Origin of the sequence: Blastomonas sp. (genome assembly GCF_046294995.1) — a bacterium.
In the GTDB taxonomy this organism is placed as follows: domain Bacteria; phylum Pseudomonadota; class Alphaproteobacteria; order Sphingomonadales; family Sphingomonadaceae; genus Blastomonas.
In genome coordinates, this window is record NZ_JBKBOG010000012.1 from 55,487 (window position 1) to 74,468 (window position 18,982).

At 65.1% G+C, this 18,982-nt stretch carries 12 protein-coding genes; 5 read left to right on the plus strand and 7 right to left on the minus strand.

The features are described 5' to 3' along the window. The first annotated feature begins 15 nt into the window (after nucleotides 1–15). Complete coding sequence (locus ACK4R0_RS12890) at nucleotides 16–726, plus strand: FadR/GntR family transcriptional regulator (RefSeq protein WP_409674506.1); 711 nt, start codon at nucleotides 16–18, stop codon at nucleotides 724–726. Nucleotides 727–772: 46 nt separating this feature from the next. Here the strand turns inward: ACK4R0_RS12890 and ACK4R0_RS12895 are convergent, their stop codons facing one another. Together ACK4R0_RS12895 and ACK4R0_RS12900 are read right to left on the minus strand one after the other, a co-directional pair. Continuing rightward, nucleotides 773–2,563 carry an IlvD/Edd family dehydratase gene (locus ACK4R0_RS12895; RefSeq protein WP_409674508.1) on the minus strand — a complete coding sequence of 597 codons (1,791 nt, stop codon included), beginning with the start codon at nucleotides 2,561–2,563 and terminating at the stop codon, nucleotides 773–775. A gap of 43 nt (nucleotides 2,564–2,606) precedes the next feature. Beyond that, nucleotides 2,607–3,713, minus strand: a complete 1,107-nt coding sequence (locus ACK4R0_RS12900) for an aldose epimerase family protein (RefSeq protein ID WP_409674510.1) — start codon at nucleotides 3,711–3,713, stop codon at nucleotides 2,607–2,609. 142 nt (nucleotides 3,714–3,855) lie between these two features. On the opposite strand from ACK4R0_RS12900, the gene ACK4R0_RS12905 reads away from it, so the two are divergent. Continuing rightward, complete coding sequence (locus tag ACK4R0_RS12905; protein ID WP_409674512.1) at nucleotides 3,856–5,148, plus strand: sugar MFS transporter; 1,293 nt, start codon at nucleotides 3,856–3,858, stop codon at nucleotides 5,146–5,148. A 95-nt stretch (nucleotides 5,149–5,243) separates the two neighbouring features. Then, a complete protein-coding gene (locus tag ACK4R0_RS12910) occupies nucleotides 5,244–8,387 on the plus strand; it encodes a TonB-dependent receptor (RefSeq protein ID WP_409674514.1) in 3,144 nt (1,047 codons plus the stop codon). A 155-nt stretch (nucleotides 8,388–8,542) separates the two neighbouring features. On the opposite strand, the gene ACK4R0_RS12915 is transcribed toward ACK4R0_RS12910, so the two are convergent. Genes ACK4R0_RS12915 through ACK4R0_RS12930 form a run of 4 tightly spaced genes read right to left on the minus strand, consistent with a single transcriptional unit; the run spans nucleotide 8,543 to nucleotide 14,776 of the window. Beyond that, the gene (locus ACK4R0_RS12915; protein WP_409674549.1) at nucleotides 8,543–9,766 is read right to left on the minus strand and encodes an SGNH/GDSL hydrolase family protein; all 1,224 of its coding nucleotides are present in this window, start codon (nucleotides 9,764–9,766) and stop codon (nucleotides 8,543–8,545) included. 53 nt (nucleotides 9,767–9,819) lie between these two features. Further along, nucleotides 9,820–11,151: an MFS transporter gene (locus ACK4R0_RS12920; protein ID WP_409674515.1), complete on the minus strand. Its 1,332-nt coding sequence runs from the start codon at nucleotides 11,149–11,151 to the stop codon at nucleotides 9,820–9,822. After that, the gene (manD, locus tag ACK4R0_RS12925) at nucleotides 11,148–12,359 is read right to left on the minus strand and encodes a D-mannonate dehydratase ManD (protein WP_409674517.1); all 1,212 of its coding nucleotides are present in this window, start codon (nucleotides 12,357–12,359) and stop codon (nucleotides 11,148–11,150) included. Before manD ends, ACK4R0_RS12920 begins: the two co-directional genes overlap by 4 nt. An 8-nt stretch (nucleotides 12,360–12,367) precedes the next feature. Further along, entirely contained in the window at nucleotides 12,368–14,776 is a 2,409-nt protein-coding gene (locus ACK4R0_RS12930; protein WP_409674519.1) for a glycoside hydrolase family 3 N-terminal domain-containing protein, read from the minus strand. A gap of 142 nt (nucleotides 14,777–14,918) precedes the next feature. Between ACK4R0_RS12930 and ACK4R0_RS12935 the strand changes: the two genes are divergently transcribed. Then, nucleotides 14,919–17,012 (plus strand): alpha-glucuronidase family glycosyl hydrolase, encoded by a 2,094-nt coding sequence (locus ACK4R0_RS12935; protein WP_409674521.1) that lies wholly within the window; start codon nucleotides 14,919–14,921, stop codon nucleotides 17,010–17,012. A 3-nt stretch (nucleotides 17,013–17,015) separates the two neighbouring features. Here ACK4R0_RS12935 and ACK4R0_RS12940 read toward each other — a convergent pair whose 3' ends face one another. Beyond that, a complete protein-coding gene (locus tag ACK4R0_RS12940; protein WP_409674523.1) occupies nucleotides 17,016–17,822 on the minus strand; it encodes a ThuA domain-containing protein in 807 nt (268 codons plus the stop codon). A gap of 83 nt (nucleotides 17,823–17,905) precedes the next feature. Between ACK4R0_RS12940 and ACK4R0_RS12945 the strand changes: the two genes are divergently transcribed. Continuing rightward, on the plus strand, nucleotides 17,906–18,976 hold the full coding sequence (locus ACK4R0_RS12945) for a LacI family DNA-binding transcriptional regulator (RefSeq protein ID WP_409674525.1): 1,071 nt from the start codon (nucleotides 17,906–17,908) through the stop codon (nucleotides 18,974–18,976). Nucleotides 18,977–18,982: the final 6 nt, after the last annotated feature.

Below are 18,982 nucleotides of genomic sequence, written 5' to 3' on the forward strand. Positions count from 1 at the left end.
GAGGGCGATCACACCATGGACGACGCGCGTAGCGCATCTCCCCGCATCCACGGCACCGTGGCGCATGACATCGGCGTGCAGATCGTCAGTGGCGTGCGCCAGCCAGGCTATGTCTTTGGCGGCGAGATCGAGGCCAGCGTTGCGCTGGGCATATCGCGAACCGCCTATCGCGAAGCGATCCGCATTCTTGCCGCCAAGGGCCTGGTCGAAAGCCGCCCCAAGGCGGGCACGTGGGTCACGCCGCGGCAGCGCTGGAACCTGCTCGACCCCGATGTTCTGGCCTGGACGTTCGAGGGCGAGCCCGACACCGCCTTCATCCTCGACCTGTTCGAGCTGCGCGGGGTGATCGAGCCCGCCGCAGCGGCTTTTGCCGCGCGCCGCCGCACCGACGAGCATCTCCACGAGATGACGTCGGCGCTCGACGACATGGGCAGGCTCGGCCTCGCCGATCCAGAAGGGCGCGCCGCCGACCAGCGCTTCCATCGCGCCATCCTGGCCGCTGCGGGCAACGAGGCGCTGGCCGCGCTGGCGAGTTCTGTGGGGGCTGCGGTGAGCTGGACCACGACCTACAAGCAGCGCACCCGTGCGCTTCCCCGCGATCCCCTGCCCGATCACGTGCTGGTGCACGAGGCGATCCTGGCGGGCGACGCCGACGCGGCGCATCGCGCCATGGCGAGCCTGCTGCACCTCGCGCTCGCCGACATGGGACTGCCCGAGCGCACCTAGCCGCTGGAGCGGCACTCCAGCGGCTGCGCAGGATCAGGGCCCGACCTCAGTGGTTGTCGCGCGGCAGGCCCATCGTCTGCGCAATGCGCTGGTATTTCTCCGCGCCTTCAAGGATCGCGCCGGTGTTCATCTGCCCGACCACCGAACGCTGGATCTCCTGCCAGGGCGTCTGCGATGCGGGATAGGGGAAGCCGCCGGCAGCCTCGAGCGCAGCGCGGCGTTGGGCGAGTTCTTCGTCGCTGATCAATACATCGGCGGTCGCCTTGCGCAGATCGATCCTCACCCGGTCACCGGTCTGGAGCAGGGCCAGCCCGCCCATCGCCGCGGCCTCGGGGCTGGCATTGAGGATGGAGGGCGAACCCGATGTTCCCGATTGCCGCCCATCGCCGATGCACGGCAATGCGTGCACGCCTTCGGTGATCAGATACGATGGCGGCCGCATGTTGACGACCTCGGCCGCACCGGGGAAGCCGATCGGCCCGGCACCGCGCATGAACAGCAAGGTTTCGCGGGTGATGCCGGTCGCCGGATCATCGATGCGATCGTGATAGTCCTCGGGCCCGTCGAACACCACGGCGGGGCCTTCGAACGCGTCGGGATCATCGGGGTTCGACAGATAGCGGTCGCGGAACTCGGGCGAGATCACGCTGGTCTTCATCACCGCCGCGTCGAACAGGTTGCCCGTGAGCACGATGAACCCGGCATCGCTGACCAGCGGCTGGTCGAACGGACGGATCACCTTCTCGTCCTCGATTTCGACGCCACGGCAGTTCTCGCTTATGGTCTTGCCGTTCACGGTCATGACGTCCTCGTGGATCAGCCCCTGCCCGATCAGCTGGCCGATCACCGCAGGAACCCCGCCGGCGCGATAGAAATCCTCGCCGAGATATTCGCCTGCGGGCTGCAGATTGACCAGCAGCGGCACCTTGTGCCCCTCGGTCTCCCAGTCCTTGATCGGCAGATCGACGCCGATGTGCCGCGCGATCGCGCTGAGGTGGATCGGGGCATTGGTCGATCCGCCGATCGCGCTGTTGACGCGGATCGCATTGTGGAACGCCTGCTTTGTGAGGATGTCCGATGGCTTGAGGTCTTCGGCGACCATCTCGACGATCCGCTTGCCGGTGCGCCAGGCGACCTCCTGCCGGTCGCGATACGGCGCGGGGATCGCTGCCGAGCCGGGCAGCGACATGCCCAGCGCCTCGCACAGCGAATTCATCGTCGTCGCGGTGCCCATCGTGTTGCAATAGCCCGTCGACGGCGCCGAGGACGCCACCAGCCGGATGAACTCGGCATCGTCGATCTGGCCGGCTGCGAGCATCTCGCGCGCCTTCCAAACGATCGTGCCCGATCCGGTGCGTTCGCCCTTGTGCCAACCGTTGAGCATCGGCCCGACCGACAGCGCGATCGCGGGAATGTTCACCGTCGCCGCTGCCATCAGCGCGGCAGGCGTGGTCTTGTCGCAGCCGATGGTCAGCACCACCCCGTCGAGCGGATAGCCGTAGAGAATCTCGACGAGACCGAGATACGCCAGGTTGCGGTCGAGACCCGCAGTGGGGCGCTTGCCGGTTTCCTGGATCGGATGGACCGGAAACTCGATGACGATGCCGCCGGCTTCGCGCACGCCTTCGCGCACCCGCTCGGCGAGCACCAGATGGTGGCGGTTGCACGGGCTGAGATCGCTTCCGGTCTGCGCGATCCCGATGATCGGCTTGCCCGACTGCAGTTCCTCAAGGCTGAGGCCGAAGTTGAGATAGCGCTCGAGATACAGCGCGGTCATGTCGATATTGTCGGGATTGTCGAACCAGGCGCGGCTGCGCAGCTTCGGGGCTTGGGACATTACAGGGTGGGCTCCAGTGAAGGGGGAAACAACAAACAGCCGCTCAGCGCGCGACGGAAAGGCGGTAGATCATCACATGACGATAGGGCTTGCGGGCATCGACCCGCGCAGACACGAACCCGGGCTGGTTGGGCGCATCGGGGAATTTCTGCGGCTCGAGCGCGATGCCGTCCCCCATCCGGTAAAAATGGTTGGCCTTGCCGCGCAGCGTTCCATCGAGAAAATTGCCTGTGTAAACCTGGATGCCCGGCTCGGTGCTCAACACCTCGAGCACCCGGCCCGAGACAGGATCCTCGAGCCGCGCCGCCAGTTCGGGCGCCTTGGTCAGCCCCTTGTCGAGTGCAAAATTGTGATCGTATCCGCGGCCGAAGACGATCTGTTCGTCGCCTCCTTCGCGGATGCCCGTATCGGTCGTGCGCGGGGTGCGGAAATCGAACACCGTTCCCGCCACCGGGCGCAATGCGCCGGTCGGGATCAGGTTGGCATCCACCGGCGTGATCGCAGAGGCCGGGATCGTCAGTCTGTGGCCCAGCGCGCCACCGGGGGCGCCTTCGCCGGCCAGATTGAAGATGGCATGATTGGTCATGTTGATGACCGTCGGCCGGTCGGTGGTGGCATCGAACGCGATCGTCAGAGTGCCGGTATCGTCGAGCGAATAGGTCACCTGCGCCTCGACCCGCCCGGGATAGCCCTGATCGCCATCCGCGCTGACCAGCGCCAGCGTCACCGAAGCACTCTTGCCCTGGTTGACCGAAACGATCTGCCACAGCCTTTTGTCAAACCCGGCTTCGCCGCCGTGCAGGCTGTTGCCCTTGTCGTTCTGCGAAACCTGATAGCTCTTGCCGTCGAGCGTGAAGCGCCCGCCGCCGATACGGTTGGCGTAACGGCCGACCGTGACGCCGAAATAGCTTGCCTTGGTGACGTAATCGGCAGCATCGTCGAACCCCAGCAGCACATCGGCCAACTCGCCGTCGCGGTCGGGCGCGATCAGCGACTGCAACGTCGCGCCATAGCTCAGCACCCGTGCGGACATTCCGTTTGCGCCGGTCAGCGTCACCGCTTCGATCACGCGTCCATCCGCCAATGTGCCTGCAGGTTCGCGCTCGACGGTGGCCGCCTGCAACGGCGACCATGGCAACAGGGCTGCCATCCAAAGGCTGCGCCGCATCAATGTTGCTGTGGCCATTGCTACTCCCCCTCGTCGGTACGCGCCTGATTGACGCTGTGAGCACCGGCATATACTCAGACAATTGAGGCTGCACAAGCCCAGCGCGACAGGGAGAGACAAACGGATGAACACCACCAACCAGCCTGCGCCTGCAGCGGACCTTCCGCCCGCAGGCCCGGGATACCGCTCGGCGCTGACGCTGCTCGCCAGCCTGTTTTTCATGTGGGGCTTCATCACCGTCATCAACAACACGCTGTTGCCGCATCTGCGCAGCGTCTTCGATCTGACCTACACCGAGGCCACGTTGATCGAGTCGGTCTGGTTCATCGCCTATTTCGTCGCCTCGATTCCCTCCGCCAAGCTGATCGAGCGAATCGGTTACCAGCGCGCGCTCGTGATCGGCCTGCTGGTCATGGCGGCAGGCGCCTGCGGCATGATGCTGGCGGCGAGCCTGCCGTCATACGGCGTGACGCTGGCGATGCTGTTCGTCATCGCCAGCGGCATCACCCTGCTCCAGGTGGCCGCCAACCCCTATGTCGCGGTGATCGGGCCTGCGGAAACCGCATCGTCGCGGCTCAACCTGGTGCAGGCGATGAACTCGGCCGGCACGATGTTCGCGCCGCTGTTCGGGGCGTATCTGATCCTCGGGCGGTCGAAGGGCGGCACCTCGCAGGCCGGCACGGCGCTGACCCAGGCCGAGCGACTCGCCGATGCGCAGTCGGTGATCCTGCCCTATGGCATCGTCGCGCTGGTGCTGGTCGTGCTCGCCCTGATCATCGCGCGCGTCCCCCTGCCCGCGATCGGACACGCCACCAGCCGTGTCTCTGCGGCGGCGCGCAAATCGCTGTCGCTATGGAACCACCGCAATCTGGTGCTCGGCATCCCTGCGATCTTCATCTATCTGATCGCGGAAATCGGGGTCGCCAATCTGTTCGTGAACTTCGTCAGCCAGCCCGATATCGCCGATCTGACCCAGGAACAGGCGGGCAGGTACCTGACATTGTTGTGGGCGGGCATGATGATCGGAAGGTTTGCAGGGTCGGCCGTGATGCAGCGCGTGGAGCCTGCGACCGTGCTGGCGTTCGCCTCGGTCGGCGCCGGTGTCGTGATGCTGGTAACGGTATTCACCACGGGACCATTTGCGATGTGGGCGCTGATTCTCGTCGGGCTGTTCCACTCGATCATGTTCCCCACGATTTTCGTGCTCGCAATCCGCGGCTTGGGTCCGTTGACCGAGGAGGGATCGGGCCTGTTGATCATGGCGATTGCCGGCGGTGCGCTGGTGGTCGTGCAGGGCTGGATTGCGGACGCTTATGGGCTACAGGCGTCATTTTTGCTCACGGTCGCTTGCGAGTTTTATATTCTGTTTTACGCGCTATGGGGTAGCCGCGTTAAGGCGCCATCGACAGTCTCTTGACAGGAATAACTCAGAGTATTAACTCAACAATTGATAGCGCTATCATGGCGTGGATCGCCAGCACAAAGCTGCGACCGAAAATGGGGAGGATTTTTATGATGTCTCGTATCGATTCACTGCGTCTTGGCCTGCTGAGCGCTGCTGCCGTACCCGCCTTGATTGTTCCTGGCGTTGCGATGGCGCAAGGCGTTCCCGCCCCGCAAGACCAGCCAGCCACCACTTCCCCCTCAAGCGAAATCGAAATCACCGACAGCGATGCGCCGGCGGGTGAAATCGTCGTCACCGGCTTCCGTGCATCGCTCGAAAGCCAGACGGTCGCCAAGCGCAACTCGATCGGCTTCACCGACTCGATCTTCGCTGAGGACATCGGCAAGTTCCCCGACACCAACATCGCGGAATCGCTCAACCGCATTCCGGGCATCACCATCGGCCGCGAAGTCACGGGCGAAGGCTCGTCGGTCGCCATCCGTGGCCTCGGCACCAACTTCACCCGCGTGCTGCTCAACGGCACCCCGGTAGCGATCGCCTCGGTGCGGTTCGATGCGCAGAGCACCAACCGCGAGGTCGATCTCGACCTGATCCCGACCGAACTGTTCACCCAGCTCACCGTCAGCAAGTCGCCGACCGCCAGCCTGCTCGAAGGCGGCGCCGCCGGTACCGTCAACCTGCGCGCGGCGCGCCCGTTCGACAATCCCAAGCCCTATATCAGCTATGGCCTGCAGGGCTCTAAGGTCAGCGGCGCCGACAAATGGGGTTATCGCGGCCACCTCGTCGCCAGCGCGACCTTCGGCGATTTCGGCATTCTCGTCGGCGGTGCTGCCGTCCGCAACCAGTTCAACGTCGACGGCTATGAAACCATCGGCTTCACCAACCCCAACCTGACCGCGGCGCAACGGCCCACCGGCACCCGTAATGCTACCGGCGGTGGCAACTTCACCATCCCTGCAACGGTACCCTCGCGGGCAGGCAACGGCCTGACCCCCGGAGCGGTCATCGATCAGGCGTTTTTACTGCGCAACAATCCCGGCGCGACGATCGACCAGATCGACAACGGCATCATCCCGCGCCTGGGTCGTCCACGCAGTGAAGAAGGCTTCCGCCAGCGCTACAACGGACTGGTCTCGCTCGAATGGCGTCCCAGCGATGATTTCAACTTCTATGTCGATGGCATGTACGCCCAGCGCGACACCGAATTCACGCGCACCGCGATGAACTGGGTTGGCCGCAACGGTGCCGTCATCCCGCTCAACACCACCTATGACAAGGCCGACTGCTCGGCAGGCTGCACCGTCACCAGCGGCACCTATGCCAACTCGCAGTTCTTCCTCGAGTATCGCCCCTACAAGGATACGCAGGACTATTACGGCATCAATCCGGGTATCGAATTCCGCATCAACGACTGGATCAAGGGCGACCTGCAGGCGAACTACACCAAGAGCAACTTCCGCCGCGAAAGCCCCACCTTCCTGGTGATCACCCCGCCCAACAGCGGGCTGACCGTGAACTACCAGAACGACGGCGGCATCCCGACCATCGAGTCGAGCCTCGATCTCAACAACCCGGCCAACTTCGGCTGGGATGGTGGCGGCCGCGTCAACCTCAACGGTGAAGAGCGCGCGACCGAAACCAAGGGCATTCGCGGCAGCCTGCTGTTCGGCGATGAGACCCGGTTCAGCGTCCGCGTCGGCGCGGCCTATGACGATACCCAGCGTCGCATCACGCCGTTCGACAACACCGGTGTCTGGCAGAATGCGATCTGCGGCAACGGTCCCAGCGTCACGCTGCTCGCTCCCAACACCAACACCACGCCCTGCACCGGTCTCAACCAGCCAGGTACCGCAACGCCTGCAGGTTTCCCGACCTTCCCCGGCTATGGTACCGGCTTCACCGCTGGCGCTGCGCCGATCACCTATGCCGGGTCGCTGATCCCGACCGCAGCGGTGCCCAGCTATCTGCTTCCGGGCAAGAACGGCTATGTCACGGTCGATTGGGACAAGGTACGTCGCGACACCAACTATGACGCCCTGCTCGCCGATGCGACCGAAACCGGCTCGGGCAGCAGCGGTGCCAATGGCGGCCTGATCCGAGAGAAGGTCACCGGCACCTTTATCGAGGCCAACGGCATTTTCGACGTCGGCGACAATACGCTGCGGCTCAATGGCGGCGTGCGTTATGTCCGCACTCAGCAGATCATCGGTGGCCGGGTGACCATCCCCAATCCGCTGAACAATCCTGTAGGCGCGCCGCCTGTGGCGGATGGTGGCCGCTTTCCGAACCTGATCACCTTCCCGATTTCGGACACGAACTATTCGAACTTCCTGCCTTCGCTGAGTGCCGCCTTCGATTTCGGTGGCATAGCAGTCGCCCGTGCTTCGATCTCTCGGACGCTGACCCGGCCTGACCCGAACGCGCTGCTGCCGGGTGCAAGCTTCATCCAGCCATCGGCCGATATCGGTACCATCGGCAACAGCACGCTCGATCCGTTCATTTCGGACAATATCGATCTGGGCTTCGAACTGTACACCGGCGGTGAAGGCGTCATCGCCTTCGCAGCCTTCCGCAAGTCGATCACCGGCTTCACCGTCAACGGCCTGACCAACGTGCCCTTCTCGTTCTTCGAACAGTTCGGCATCAACACCGACTCGCTGACCCAGGCCCAGCGTGAATCGCTCGCCGCCCGTGCCCAGCCGGGCCAGGCGCTCCGTGATGTCGCCGTGGTGGTGCAGCAGCAGGTCAATGCTGACGGCAAGCTCAAGGTCAACGGTCTGGAGTTCCAGATCACCCAGCCGCTCGACTTCATCACCCGGTACATCGGCGTCACCGGTTTCGGCTTCCAGGGCAACCTGACGCTGATCGACCAGAAGGGCGAAGGAACCGGCGCGCCGGCCGTGGCGATCGGCGTGGCACCGACGACCTACACCGCCACCGGATATTACGACAAGAACGGCATCTCGGCGCGTCTGACCTATGTCTACAACGAAGGCTCGCAGGCGTCGAACCCCAACCAGAACGGAATCCCGCAGGCGGCGATCTTCGGGCGCAGCTACAGCCAGCTCGACTTCTCCGGCAATCTCGATCTCGCCCAGATCTTCGGCAACGATTACCTGCCGACCCTGGTGGTCAACGCGATCAACATCACCAAGGAAGCGCAGAGCAGCTACTTCCAGTTCCCCAATGCCACGTTCAACGAATACAATCCGGGTCGCACCATTCTGGTGGGGATCCGCGGCCGCTTCTGACCGCGCCCCCACCAGGATTTCCCCTCCCATTGGACCGGTCGAGCGATCGACCGGTCCTTTTTTTGTGCCTGACGCCGGCCAGCCTGACCGGCACGCGAAAAGGACCCGCCGGGTGCAGGCCGACGGGTAGAGACGGGTTTGGTGCTGGGGTAAGATCAGTCGAAGAGCGAGAGCGGGACCGCGTCGGCCATCGCCCGGAATCCTGCAGGATTGGGGTGCAGCCCATCGCCGGTATCGTAAGCCGGGTTGAGATAGGCCGGGCGTGCAGGATCGCGCATCACCGCGTCGAGATCGATGACGCTGTCGAACGCGCCCGAGCTGCGGATCCAGGCGTTGATCGCCTGACGGTCCGCTTCGCTCTGGGCACTCGGACTATAATATTCGTTGCCCATGAACGGCAGGATCGTCGCGCCGTGCACCTTGATGCCGTGGGCCTGCGCGCGCGCGATGATCTGGGCATAGGCGCCGGTGACCTGCTCGACGAGCGCGGCATGCGCCTCGGCGGATACGGGCTTCTCGCGTGCCAGCGTGCCGATGTCGTTGATCCCCTCGAGCACGATCAGGTGGCGGACCCCCGGTTGCGCGAGCACATCCCGGTCGAGCCTGGCGAGCGCATTCGGCCCCAGCCCGTCGAGCAAGAGCCTGTTGCCGCCGATGCCCTGATTGATCACCGCAGCACGGCCATCGAGCCGCCGGGCAAGGAAGTCGGTCCAGCGATCGTTGCCGTTGGTGGTCGATCCGCGCCCGTCGGTGATCGAATCCCCCAGCACGGCGATGCCATCGCGCGCGGTGCAACTGCTGGTCTCGATACCCGAGAGCAGATACCAGTGGTCGACCGCCGTGGCACCGGTGAGGGCGCGGTCCGCGATCGCATTGCCACGCACGACATAGGATGTCGCGCGCGATCCGGGGTGCGACGTCTGCCCAGCGGGGTCGCTCGCGACATGGATGCTGACGGCCAGGTCCTCGAACGCGCCGCCCTGCCAGTCGACCGGGTCGCTGAGCCATTCGCCGCCGGGCGGGACCACCGCTCCGGGGCGTCCTGCAAACGTCAGCACCTTCAGCGTGGCAGGCACGATATCGGCGCTGGCATTGTCCGCTGACCGGGCGATGGAGACACCGCCGATGCGCAGCGGGGTGGTCCCGAAGACATTCGACAGCCGGATGCGCATCTGCGTGCCCGATATCGAGGGTCGCACGATCTGGCGCAACGTCGCATCCTCAAGCGTGCCGTCGGGCAGCGCGTTGGCGGCATCGGGCAGCATCTGCGACGAGGCCCAGGCGGCTTTCCACGGACAATGCTGCGGACCGTTCTGTGTGGCCTGCGCCTGAACCGAGGTTGCCAGCGCTCCCAGCACCAGCGTGGACGCCCCCATCATCAGCCTTCGCCATGTTGCAGGGTCGGTCAGGCGCTGGGTGGAGAACGGACGGATCATCGGTTGCTGGCGACCTTCACTTGCTTGTATTTGGGGTTGAGCAGATGGAATACGCCCAGCGCCACCAGATAGGCCATGCCGCAGGCGATGAAGAACGGCTCGTAGCTGCCGACGCGGTCGAGCAACACGCCCAGCGACTTCGACGCGATGAATCCACCGCACGCGCCCGCAAACCCGCCCAGCCCGATCAGCGTGCCCTGCGCGAACCGCGGAAACTGGTCTCCGGGCAGCGCGAACAGGTTGGTCGAAAAGCCCTGGTGCGCCGCGCACGCCAGCCCGATGCAGAACACCGCAACCCAGATATTGTCGGCCTCGATCGCGAACATCACCGGCAGCGCAAACAGCGCGCAGACGAACATCGCCTGCTTGCGCGCCCGGCCGGTGGCCATGCCCTTCTTGAGCAGGTGCGAGCTGTACCAGCCGCCGGCGATCGCGCCGACATCGGCGAGGATATAGATGGCAACGAGCGGCGGGCCGAAGTTCTTGAGATCATAGCCATATTGCTTGTTGAAGAAATCGGGCAGCCAGAACAGGAAGGTCCACCACACCGGATCGATCAGGAAGCGGCCTGCCATATAGGCCCAGGTCTCGCGGTGGCGCATGACGTTGAAGAAGCCGGTGCGGCCCGCGTCTTCGGACGGTTCGGCCTCGATCCACGCGCGCTCCTCGGGGGTGACCTTGGGGTGCTGCGCGGGGTTGCGATAGAACTTCCACCAGACGAACAGCCAGACGAGGTTGAACAGCCCGGTGACGATGAACGCCCAGCGCCAGTCGAACGCCAGCCCGACGACGATGAACGAGACCAGCAGCGGGGTGATGATCGCGCCGACATTGGCGCCGGCGTTGAAGATACCGATCGCCAGCGCGCGTTCCTTCTTGGGAAACCATTGCGACACCGCAGCGAGCGCGGAAGGAAAGGTCCCCGCCTCGCCCAATGCCAGCGGGATCCGCGCGATGACGAAGCCGGTGGTGGTGGTGACGAAGACCTGCGCGAAATGGCCGACCGTCCACATCCCCATCGCCAGCAGATAGCCCGCGCGCGGACCGATGCGGTCGATCAGCCAGCCGAACGCAAGGAAACCGAGCCCGTAGCAGACCTGGAAATAGCCGGAGATGTCGCCATAGCCCGAATTGGTCCAGCCATAGAGCGTCTCGAGCTGCGGCTTGAGCACGCCGAGCACCAACCGGTCGATATACGACAGCACCACCGCAGCGAACAGCAGCGCGCAGATGACCCAGCGGATACGTCCGCGCGGCTTGGGCACCGCGCGCACCGTGGCATCGGGTGCCTCGGCGGCGGCCTGTGCGACATCGTCCACCGGGGTCACCAGTTGTACATCGTGCCGTCTTCGAGCCGGTTCACCGGCAGGAAGGCGCGGTTGTACTCATAGCCCTTGGCGAGTTCCTCATCGATATCGACACCAAGGCCCGGCTCGTCGCCGGGGTGCATCGCGCCATCGGCGAAGGTGTAGGCATGCGGGAAGACCGCGTCGGTCTCGGGGGTGTGGCGCATATATTCCTGCACGCCGAAATTGGGCACCGACAGGTCGAAGTGCAAAGCTGCGGCCATGCACACCGGCGACAGATCGGTCGCGCCATGGCAGCCGGTGCGCACCTGATAGAGATCGGCGAGCGATGCGATCCGGCGCAGATGGGTGATGCCGCCGGCATGCACCACGGTCGCGCGGATATAGTCGATCAGCTGGTTCTGGATCAGCTCGCGGCAGTCGTGGATCGAGTTGAAGATTTCGCCGACAGCCAGCGGCGCGGTGGTGTGCTGGCGGATCAGTTTGAACGCTTCCTGGTTCTCGGCAGGCGTCGCATCCTCGAGCCAGAACGGGCGATAGGGCTCGAGATCCTTGCCCAGCCGTCCCGCCTCGATCGGGGTCAGCCGGTGGTGGATATCGTGCAGCAGATGCACGTCCCAGCCCAAAGCCTCGCGCGCCGCCTTGAACAGCTCGGGCACCACGCGCAGATATTTACTGGTGTTCCAGACATTCTCGGTGGGCAGATCGGAATCGGCGGGCTCGTAGAAATAGCGGTCCTTGCTGACGCCATAGGTCGATGCCATCCCGGGGACGCCGCACTGCAGCCGGATCGCCTTGTAGCCCTGGGCCTGATAGTCGAGCGCGACCGCGATCGTGTCCTCGATCGTCGTGCCGTTGGCATGGCCGTAGACCATCACGTTCTCGCGGGAAGCTCCGCCGAGCAGCTGATAGACCGGCAGCCCGGCGATCTTGCCCTTGATGTCCCACAATGCGGTATCGACCGCGGCGATCGCGCTCATCGTCACCGGCCCGCGCCGCCAGTACGCACCCTTGTAAAGATATTGCCAGATATCCTCGATGCGGTGCGCGTCGCGGCCGATCAGGCAGGGGATGACGTGATCGGTGAGATAGCTGGCGACCGACAGTTCGCGGCCATTGAGCGTGGCATCACCGACCCCGGTGGTGCCATCGTCGCAGATGATCTTGAGCGTAACGAAATTGCGACCCGGGCAGGTGATGATGACACGGGCATCGACGATCTTGGGCATGGTGATCCTTAGACGATTTCGAGAGTGACGGTTTGCAGGTTGACGCTGTCGGGCCCGGTCATGATGTCGAACAGGCCGGGCTCGACGACCTCCTTCATCTGGTCGTTCCAGATGGTGAAGGTCTCGGGTTCGAGGACGATGCTGACGGTGGTGCGCGCGCCGGGAGCAAGCGAGACGCGCTGGAAGCCCTTGAGCACCTTGAGCGGCTGGGTCACCGAGGCGACCTGATCGCGGATGTAGAGCTGGACGACCTCGTCGCCGGCGCGGGTGCCGGTGTTGGTGACATCGACCTCGACCGTCACGCTGCCGCCGGTGCCGATGCTGGCCGCAGACAGACGCGGTGCGCTCAGCTCGAACGTCGTGTAGCTCAGCCCATGGCCGAACGGGAACAGCGGATCGGTGGTGTCGAACAGATAGCCGCGCCGCGCCGAGGGCTTGGCATCGTAGAAGATCGGAATCTGGCCGACATGGCGCGCGACGGTGACGGGCAGCTTGCCGCCGGGATTGGCATCGCCGAACAGCACCGCGGCCATCGCATGGCCCCCCTCCTGCCCCATGTACCAGCATTCGAGCAGCGCGTTGGCGTTCTCCGCGACCGTCGGCCACGAGGGCGGACGACCGTTGATCGCGACCACGACCACTGGCTTGCCGGTCGCCTTCATCGCTTCGAACAGTGCGTTCTGCTCGCCGATCAGATCGAGGCTGGTGCGATCGCCGAGGTGGTTCTTGGCAAAGCCCTCGCGGCTGGTCTGCTCGGTATCGCCGATCGCCAGCAGGATGACGTCGCACGTGTTGGCGACCTCGACCGCCTCGGCGATCAGCTGCCGGTTCTTCGCGGGGTCGGCGAGCAGGATTTCGTTGGCGGAGCGGTCCTCGCTCTGGGTGATGAACACGCCCTGCGCATGCACCACTTCGGCGCGGTTGCCGAGCCGCGCCTTGACCCCCTCGAGCAGCGAGACCGGATTGGTCGGAAGCGACGAATAGCCGCCGAGCCGCGCGATCGCAGCATTGGGCCCGATCACCGCGACCCGCTTGTGCGCGCCGGGGGTGAGCGGGAGCGTTCCATCGTTGGTCAGCAGCGTGATCGCCTTGATCGCCGATTGCCGCGCCAGCGCCACGGCCTCGGGGTTCGCGGTCAGCCTGGCTGCGGCGCGTGCGTCAACCGGGCCTTCCTCGAACATGCCCGCGCGAAACTTGAGCCTGAGCATCCGGCGGCACGCGAGATCGACCAGGGCCTGCGGCACTTTTCCCGCGCGTACCTGATCGCCCAGCGTGCGGAACGCCTCGCCATCGGGCAGATCGCTGTCGACCCCGGCGATCAGCGCCAGCCGTGCGGCTGCGGCCATGTCGGGGGCGACATGATGCAGCGAGGCGAGCTCGCCGATCGCGGCATAATCGCTGACGATCGCGCCATCGAAGCCCCATTCGCCGCGCAGCACGTCGTTCAGCAGCCAGCGGTTGGCGTGGCTCGGCATGCCGTCGATCTCGTTGTACGAGGGCATCACCGCGGCGATCCCGGTCTTCTTCACGATCTTGCGGAACGGCGGGAAGAAGCGTTCGCGCAGTTCGCGTTCGGCAAGCGGCGCGGGCGCGACATTCTCGCCGCTTTCGGGCTGGCCGTGGCCGGTCATGTGCTTGAGCGTCGCGAACACCTTGCCGGGCGCCAGGATCTTGCTGCGCCCCTGCAGACCGAGCACCGCAGCGATGCCCATCTCACCGCACAGATACGCGTCCTCACCGAAGGTTTCCTCGATCCGGCCCCAGCGTGGATCGCGCGCGATATCGACCACCGGCGACAGCGCCAGCGTCGTGCCGTGCGCGCGCACCTCGCGCGCGATGACCGAGCTCACCTGCTGCATCAGATCACGATCGAACGTGCTGGCAAGCGCGATCGCCTGCGGAAAGCTCGTCGCGGTGGGCGCCATATAGCCGTGCAGGCTTTCCTCGTGGAACAGCACCGGAATGCCCAGCCGCGTCGATTTCGCCCATTTCTGCGCGGCGTTGACGAAGGCGATGGTATCGGCAGGCGCGCGCCAGCGGCCGGTCGAGGGCACGGGAACGTCGTTTTCCGGATTGTTGTTGGCGGTCGCCGCGCCTCCGCGATCGGACGGGCGCGCGATCTGGCCGATGCCATGCGGATAGGCGGCCGATGCCTTGGCGGGATCGAAAGCGAGGGCATCGTCCATCACATCGCGCTTGGTGCGCGACAAAGTGATCAACTGCGCGACCTTCTCGTCGAGCGTCATCCGCGAGAGCAGATCATCGACGCGCAGGTCGATCGGAGCTTTGGGATCGCGATAGATCGGGCCGGCGGCGCGTGCCGCCGCGGGCATCATGGCGAGAAGCGAGACCGATGCACCCCAGAAAAAAAGGTCGCGGCGGCTGACCCTGCCACCGTGTTCCATCGTCCGAGTCATCGCTCTCTCCCGTCCCTTGAAGCGCAACATTTTTATTGATGTTGTCGTCGTGATACCGCTAACATGCACGCCACTGCGAGGGCTTGTCAATGCCGTTGCGTATGGCCAGCGTGATAAGGCGCGGCGACCAGGGAGAGGAATTATGATGCTGTTCAACCGCCGAACCCCGCTATGGGCGTGCGCGCTGCTGGCACTGGCGACCCCGGCCTGGGGCAATAATGGCTACCGCCTCTGGCTGGGCGAATCGCAGGACTTGCCCGCTGTTTCGACGATCGAAATGTCAGGCGATTCGCCGACGTTGCGCATCGCCGCCGATGAGCTCCGCCGCAGCCTGCCGACCCTCCCCACCCCCGTCCTGCTCGCCAAGGCGAACGATCCTGCGCTGGCCAGCCTGCGGCTCGATACGCGCAGCATGGGCGCCGAAGGCTATCGGGTGCAGCGTGCGAATGTCGGCGGGCGCGAGGTCATGCTGGTGACCGGCACAAGCGACGTCGGCGTCCTGTACGGCGCGTTCGCGCTGCTGCGTCATATCAACAGCGGCGGCGACGCCACTCAGATCGCGCTCGCTTCTGCCCCGCAGACCAAGCTGCGCATCCTCAACCACTGGGACAATCTCGATGGCGTCGTCGAGCGCGGATATGCGGGCCAGTCGCTGTGGGACTGGTGGCTGCTGCCCGACTACAAGGACCCGCGCTATGCCGATTATGCTCGCGCCAACGCGTCGCTGGGCATCAACGGCACCGTGCTCAACAACGTCAACGCCAAAGCCGAAAGCCTGACCGCGCCGTACATCGCCAAGGCCGCCGCGCTCGCCGATGTGTTCCGCCCTTATGGCATCAAGGTCTATCTGTCGGTGCGGTTCTCCGCGCCGATCGAGATCGGGGGTTTGAAGACCGCCGATCCGCGCGACCCGCAAGTCGCCGCTTGGTGGAAAGCCAAGGCCGACGAGATCTACCGCGCGATCCCCGATTTCGGCGGGTTCCTGGTCAAGGCGAACAGCGAGGGCCAGCCGGGTCCGCGCGACTATGACGCGAGCCACGCCGATGGCGCGAACACGCTGGCAGCCGCGGTCGCGCCGCATGGCGGAATCGTGATGTGGCGCGCGTTCGTCTATGCCGATACCGATCCCGACGACCGCGCCAAGCAGGCCTATACCGAGTTCAAACCGCTCGACGGCACCTTTGCGGACAATGTGCTGGTGCAGGTCAAGAACGGCGCGATCGACTTCCAGCCGCGCGAGCCGTTCCACCCATTGTTCGGCGCGATGCCCAAGACGCCGCTGGTGATGGAATTCCAGATCACCAAGGAATATCTCGGCTTCGCCACCCACCTTGCCTATCTCGGGCCGATGTTCGAGGAGGTGCTCGACGCAGAAACCGGCGTCCGCCGCGGCGAAACCGTGGCCTCGGTGGTCACCGGCAAGGCCGACGGACACAGGCTCAGCGGCATGGCGGGCGTCGCCAATATCGGCCGCGATCGCGACTGGTCGGGCAGCACTTTCAACCAAGCCAACTGGTACGTCTTCGGCCGCATGGCGTGGGACCCCACGCTCTCGTCGGAAGCGATCGCGCGCGAATGGGCGGCGCAGACCTTCGGCAAAGATCCGGTGGTGATCGATACCGCCGTGGCCATGATGATGCGCTCGCGCGAGGCGGTGGTCGATTACACCGGGCCGCTGGGGCTCGCGCACCTGTTCGCCTCGGGTCACCACTATGGTCCGGGACCGTGGATTTCCGATCTGGGACGCCCCGAATGGAACCCGGTCTATTATCACCGTGCGGACCGCAACGGCATCGGCTTCGATCGCACCCGCACCGGCAGCAACGCGGTCGCGCAATATGCACCGAGCCTCGCCAAGCGTTATGCAAACCCCAAGACCACGCCGGCCGAGGATCTGCTGTGGTTCCACCACCTGCCCTGGGACTACAAGATGCCCGACGGCAAGACCCTGTGGGAGGAAATGGTCCACCGCTACGATCGCGGGGTGTCCGAAGTGCGGGCGATGCGCGCGCAATGGGCGACGGTCAAATCGCGCGTCGATGCCGAGCGCTGGGAAAAGACCGACACCTATCTCGGCATCCAGGAACGCGAAGCATTGTGGTGGCGCGATGCCAGCCTGGCCTACTGGATGTCGATCAACGGCCTGTCGCTTCCGGCAGGGTCGGCAGCACCGCAGCATGACCTCGAATGGTACAAGCAGCAGCGCTTCCCGTTCGCGCCGGGTAACCCGCAATAGCGGTCAGCAGCTTTTGCCGGCCGCCCAGTCGATCGCGTTGCCGATCAGCGTGCGATGCAGCGGCTCGGCATAGCTTTGCGCCTGATGGCCCAGCGCGGAGAACACCGACCGGCCCTTTGCCACGCAGCGGGTCCAGATGATCGGGTGCACCGCGCCCATCCGCTGCTCGGGGACAGGCCGATAGCTGGCCTCGTCGAGCGTCGCAAGAACGCGCGTGCCCTGGCCGGTCGGGACTTTGTCGAACGCGTACCACTCCTCGGTGCGGGTCCATTTGACCGGGATTCCCCGCATCACCCGGTGGCCGGGCTCGATGACATCGATGTCGCCCTGCTGGAACTGGTCGGGTTTCGAGGTATGTCCATTGAAATGCACGCCCAGCAGGGCATCACGGTACCAGGCCCAGTCATAAGTGTGGTCGCCGCCCGCGCCATGCAGCAGCACCACGCCGCCACCCTTTTCCACCCATTGGCGAAACGCCTTGCGCTGGTCGTCGGTGAAGATGTTGCCACTGTTCGAATTGAGCACGACAACACGGAATTTCGCCAGATCGCGGGGGTTCATGATCGCAGCGTTCTCGGTGGCGAAGACATCGCGCCCGCCTTGTCTGGCGATCTCCTGCACCGCCGCGGTCGCCGCGACGATCTGCTCGTCATCGCGAAAACCGTTGGTCTTCGAAAGCACCAGCACCGCGCCGCGCTTCAACGGCGGAACCGGCGGCGCGGCTTCGTCCATCACCGGCGTCGGCCAGTATTTCGGGTTCTTGACATAGGGCGCTTGCTGCAGCGCCATGGCTATCAGGATTTCGATCATATCTCGCCTTTCCATTCATCTCAGTTTATTGGGCGCAGCTTGGCCTTTGGCCAGAAAGTCCCTTCGTTTCCGAAAGAATGCGCATGAAAGAACCTCGTGGCCCCCGGCGTCAGCGCAACGTGCCCACGATCAGCGATGTGGCGGCGCACGCAGGCGTCTCGCCGATGACGGTCAGCCGGGTCATCAACGCCGAGAACAACGTGCGCGACGAGACCCGGCGGCGGGTGGAAGAGGCGATCGCGGCGCTGAACTATGCGCCCAATGCCGCCGCGCGCACCCTCGCTGGCGGTGACGACATCCGCATCGGCCTGCTGCACTCGAACCCGTCGTTCGCGTATCTCAGCGAGTTTCTCGTCGGCAGCCTCGATCAGGCGAGCCGCAGCAACGTCCATCTGGTGGTCGAGAAGTGCGAGGACGGCGGCGAGACGGCGGCGGTCGATCATCTGCTGCGCGGGCGCATCGACGGGGTGGTGCTGCCGCCGCCGCTCAGCGACTCGCTTCCAATCCTCAAGGCGCTCGAGGAGCGCGGCATTCCGGTGGTCGCGGTGGCGACCGGGCGTGCGCCCGAATGGGCATTGTCGGTGAGCATCGACGACCGGCAGGCGGCGTACGACATGACCCGGCATCTGGCGCAATTGGGCCACATCCGCATCGGTTTCATCACCGGCAACCCCAACCAGACCGCCAGCGCCGAGCGGCTCGAAGGCTATCGCGCGGCGCTGGCCGAGGCCGGGCTCAGCGCCGGTGCCGATCTGGTGGCCGATGGCATGTTCACCTATCGCTCGGGGCTCGACGCCGCCGAACAGCTGCTCGAGCGCGACGATCCGCCGACCGCGATCTTCGCTGCCAATGACGATATGGCGGCCGCGACCGTGGCGATCGCGCACCGCAAGGGACTCGACGTCCCCGGCGACCTCACGGTCTGCGGCTTCGATGATACCGCGCTTGCCACCACGATCTGGCCAGAACTCACCACGATCCGCCAGCCGGTGATCGAGATGTCGCGCCAGGCGGTCGAACTGCTTGTCCGCGCCATCCGTTCGGGCAAGGGCGCAGCGATGGACCGTCCGCACGTGCTGGCCGACTATGAACTGATCCGCCGCCAGTCCGACGCGGCCCCGCGCCGTCGCCCGACGGCGCGCAAGCCGCGCTGAACCACC

Bases quoted from the DNA above. Each gene is read 5' to 3' on its own strand.
- ACK4R0_RS12895 (WP_409674508.1), bottom strand. From the start codon at position 2,563: ATGTCCCAAGCCCCGAAGCTGCGCAGCCGCGCCTGGTTCGACAATCCC.
- ACK4R0_RS12890 (WP_409674506.1), top strand. From the start codon at position 16: ATGGACGACGCGCGTAGCGCATCTCCCCGCATCCACGGCACCGTGGCG.
- ACK4R0_RS12915 (WP_409674549.1), bottom strand. From the start codon at position 9,766: ATGATGGGGGCGTCCACGCTGGTGCTGGGAGCGCTGGCAACCTCGGTT.
- ACK4R0_RS12935 (WP_409674521.1), top strand. From the start codon at position 14,919: ATGATGCTGTTCAACCGCCGAACCCCGCTATGGGCGTGCGCGCTGCTG.
- ACK4R0_RS12940 (WP_409674523.1), bottom strand. From the start codon at position 17,822: ATGATCGAAATCCTGATAGCCATGGCGCTGCAGCAAGCGCCCTATGTC.
- ACK4R0_RS12900 (WP_409674510.1), bottom strand. From the start codon at position 3,713: ATGGCAGCCCTGTTGCCATGGTCGCCGTTGCAGGCGGCCACCGTCGAG.
- ACK4R0_RS12930 (WP_409674519.1), bottom strand. From the start codon at position 14,776: ATGACTCGGACGATGGAACACGGTGGCAGGGTCAGCCGCCGCGACCTT.
- manD (WP_409674517.1), bottom strand. From the start codon at position 12,359: ATGCCCAAGATCGTCGATGCCCGTGTCATCATCACCTGCCCGGGTCGC.
- ACK4R0_RS12910 (WP_409674514.1), top strand. From the start codon at position 5,244: ATGATGTCTCGTATCGATTCACTGCGTCTTGGCCTGCTGAGCGCTGCT.
- ACK4R0_RS12945 (WP_409674525.1), top strand. From the start codon at position 17,906: ATGAAAGAACCTCGTGGCCCCCGGCGTCAGCGCAACGTGCCCACGATC.
- ACK4R0_RS12905 (WP_409674512.1), top strand. From the start codon at position 3,856: ATGAACACCACCAACCAGCCTGCGCCTGCAGCGGACCTTCCGCCCGCA.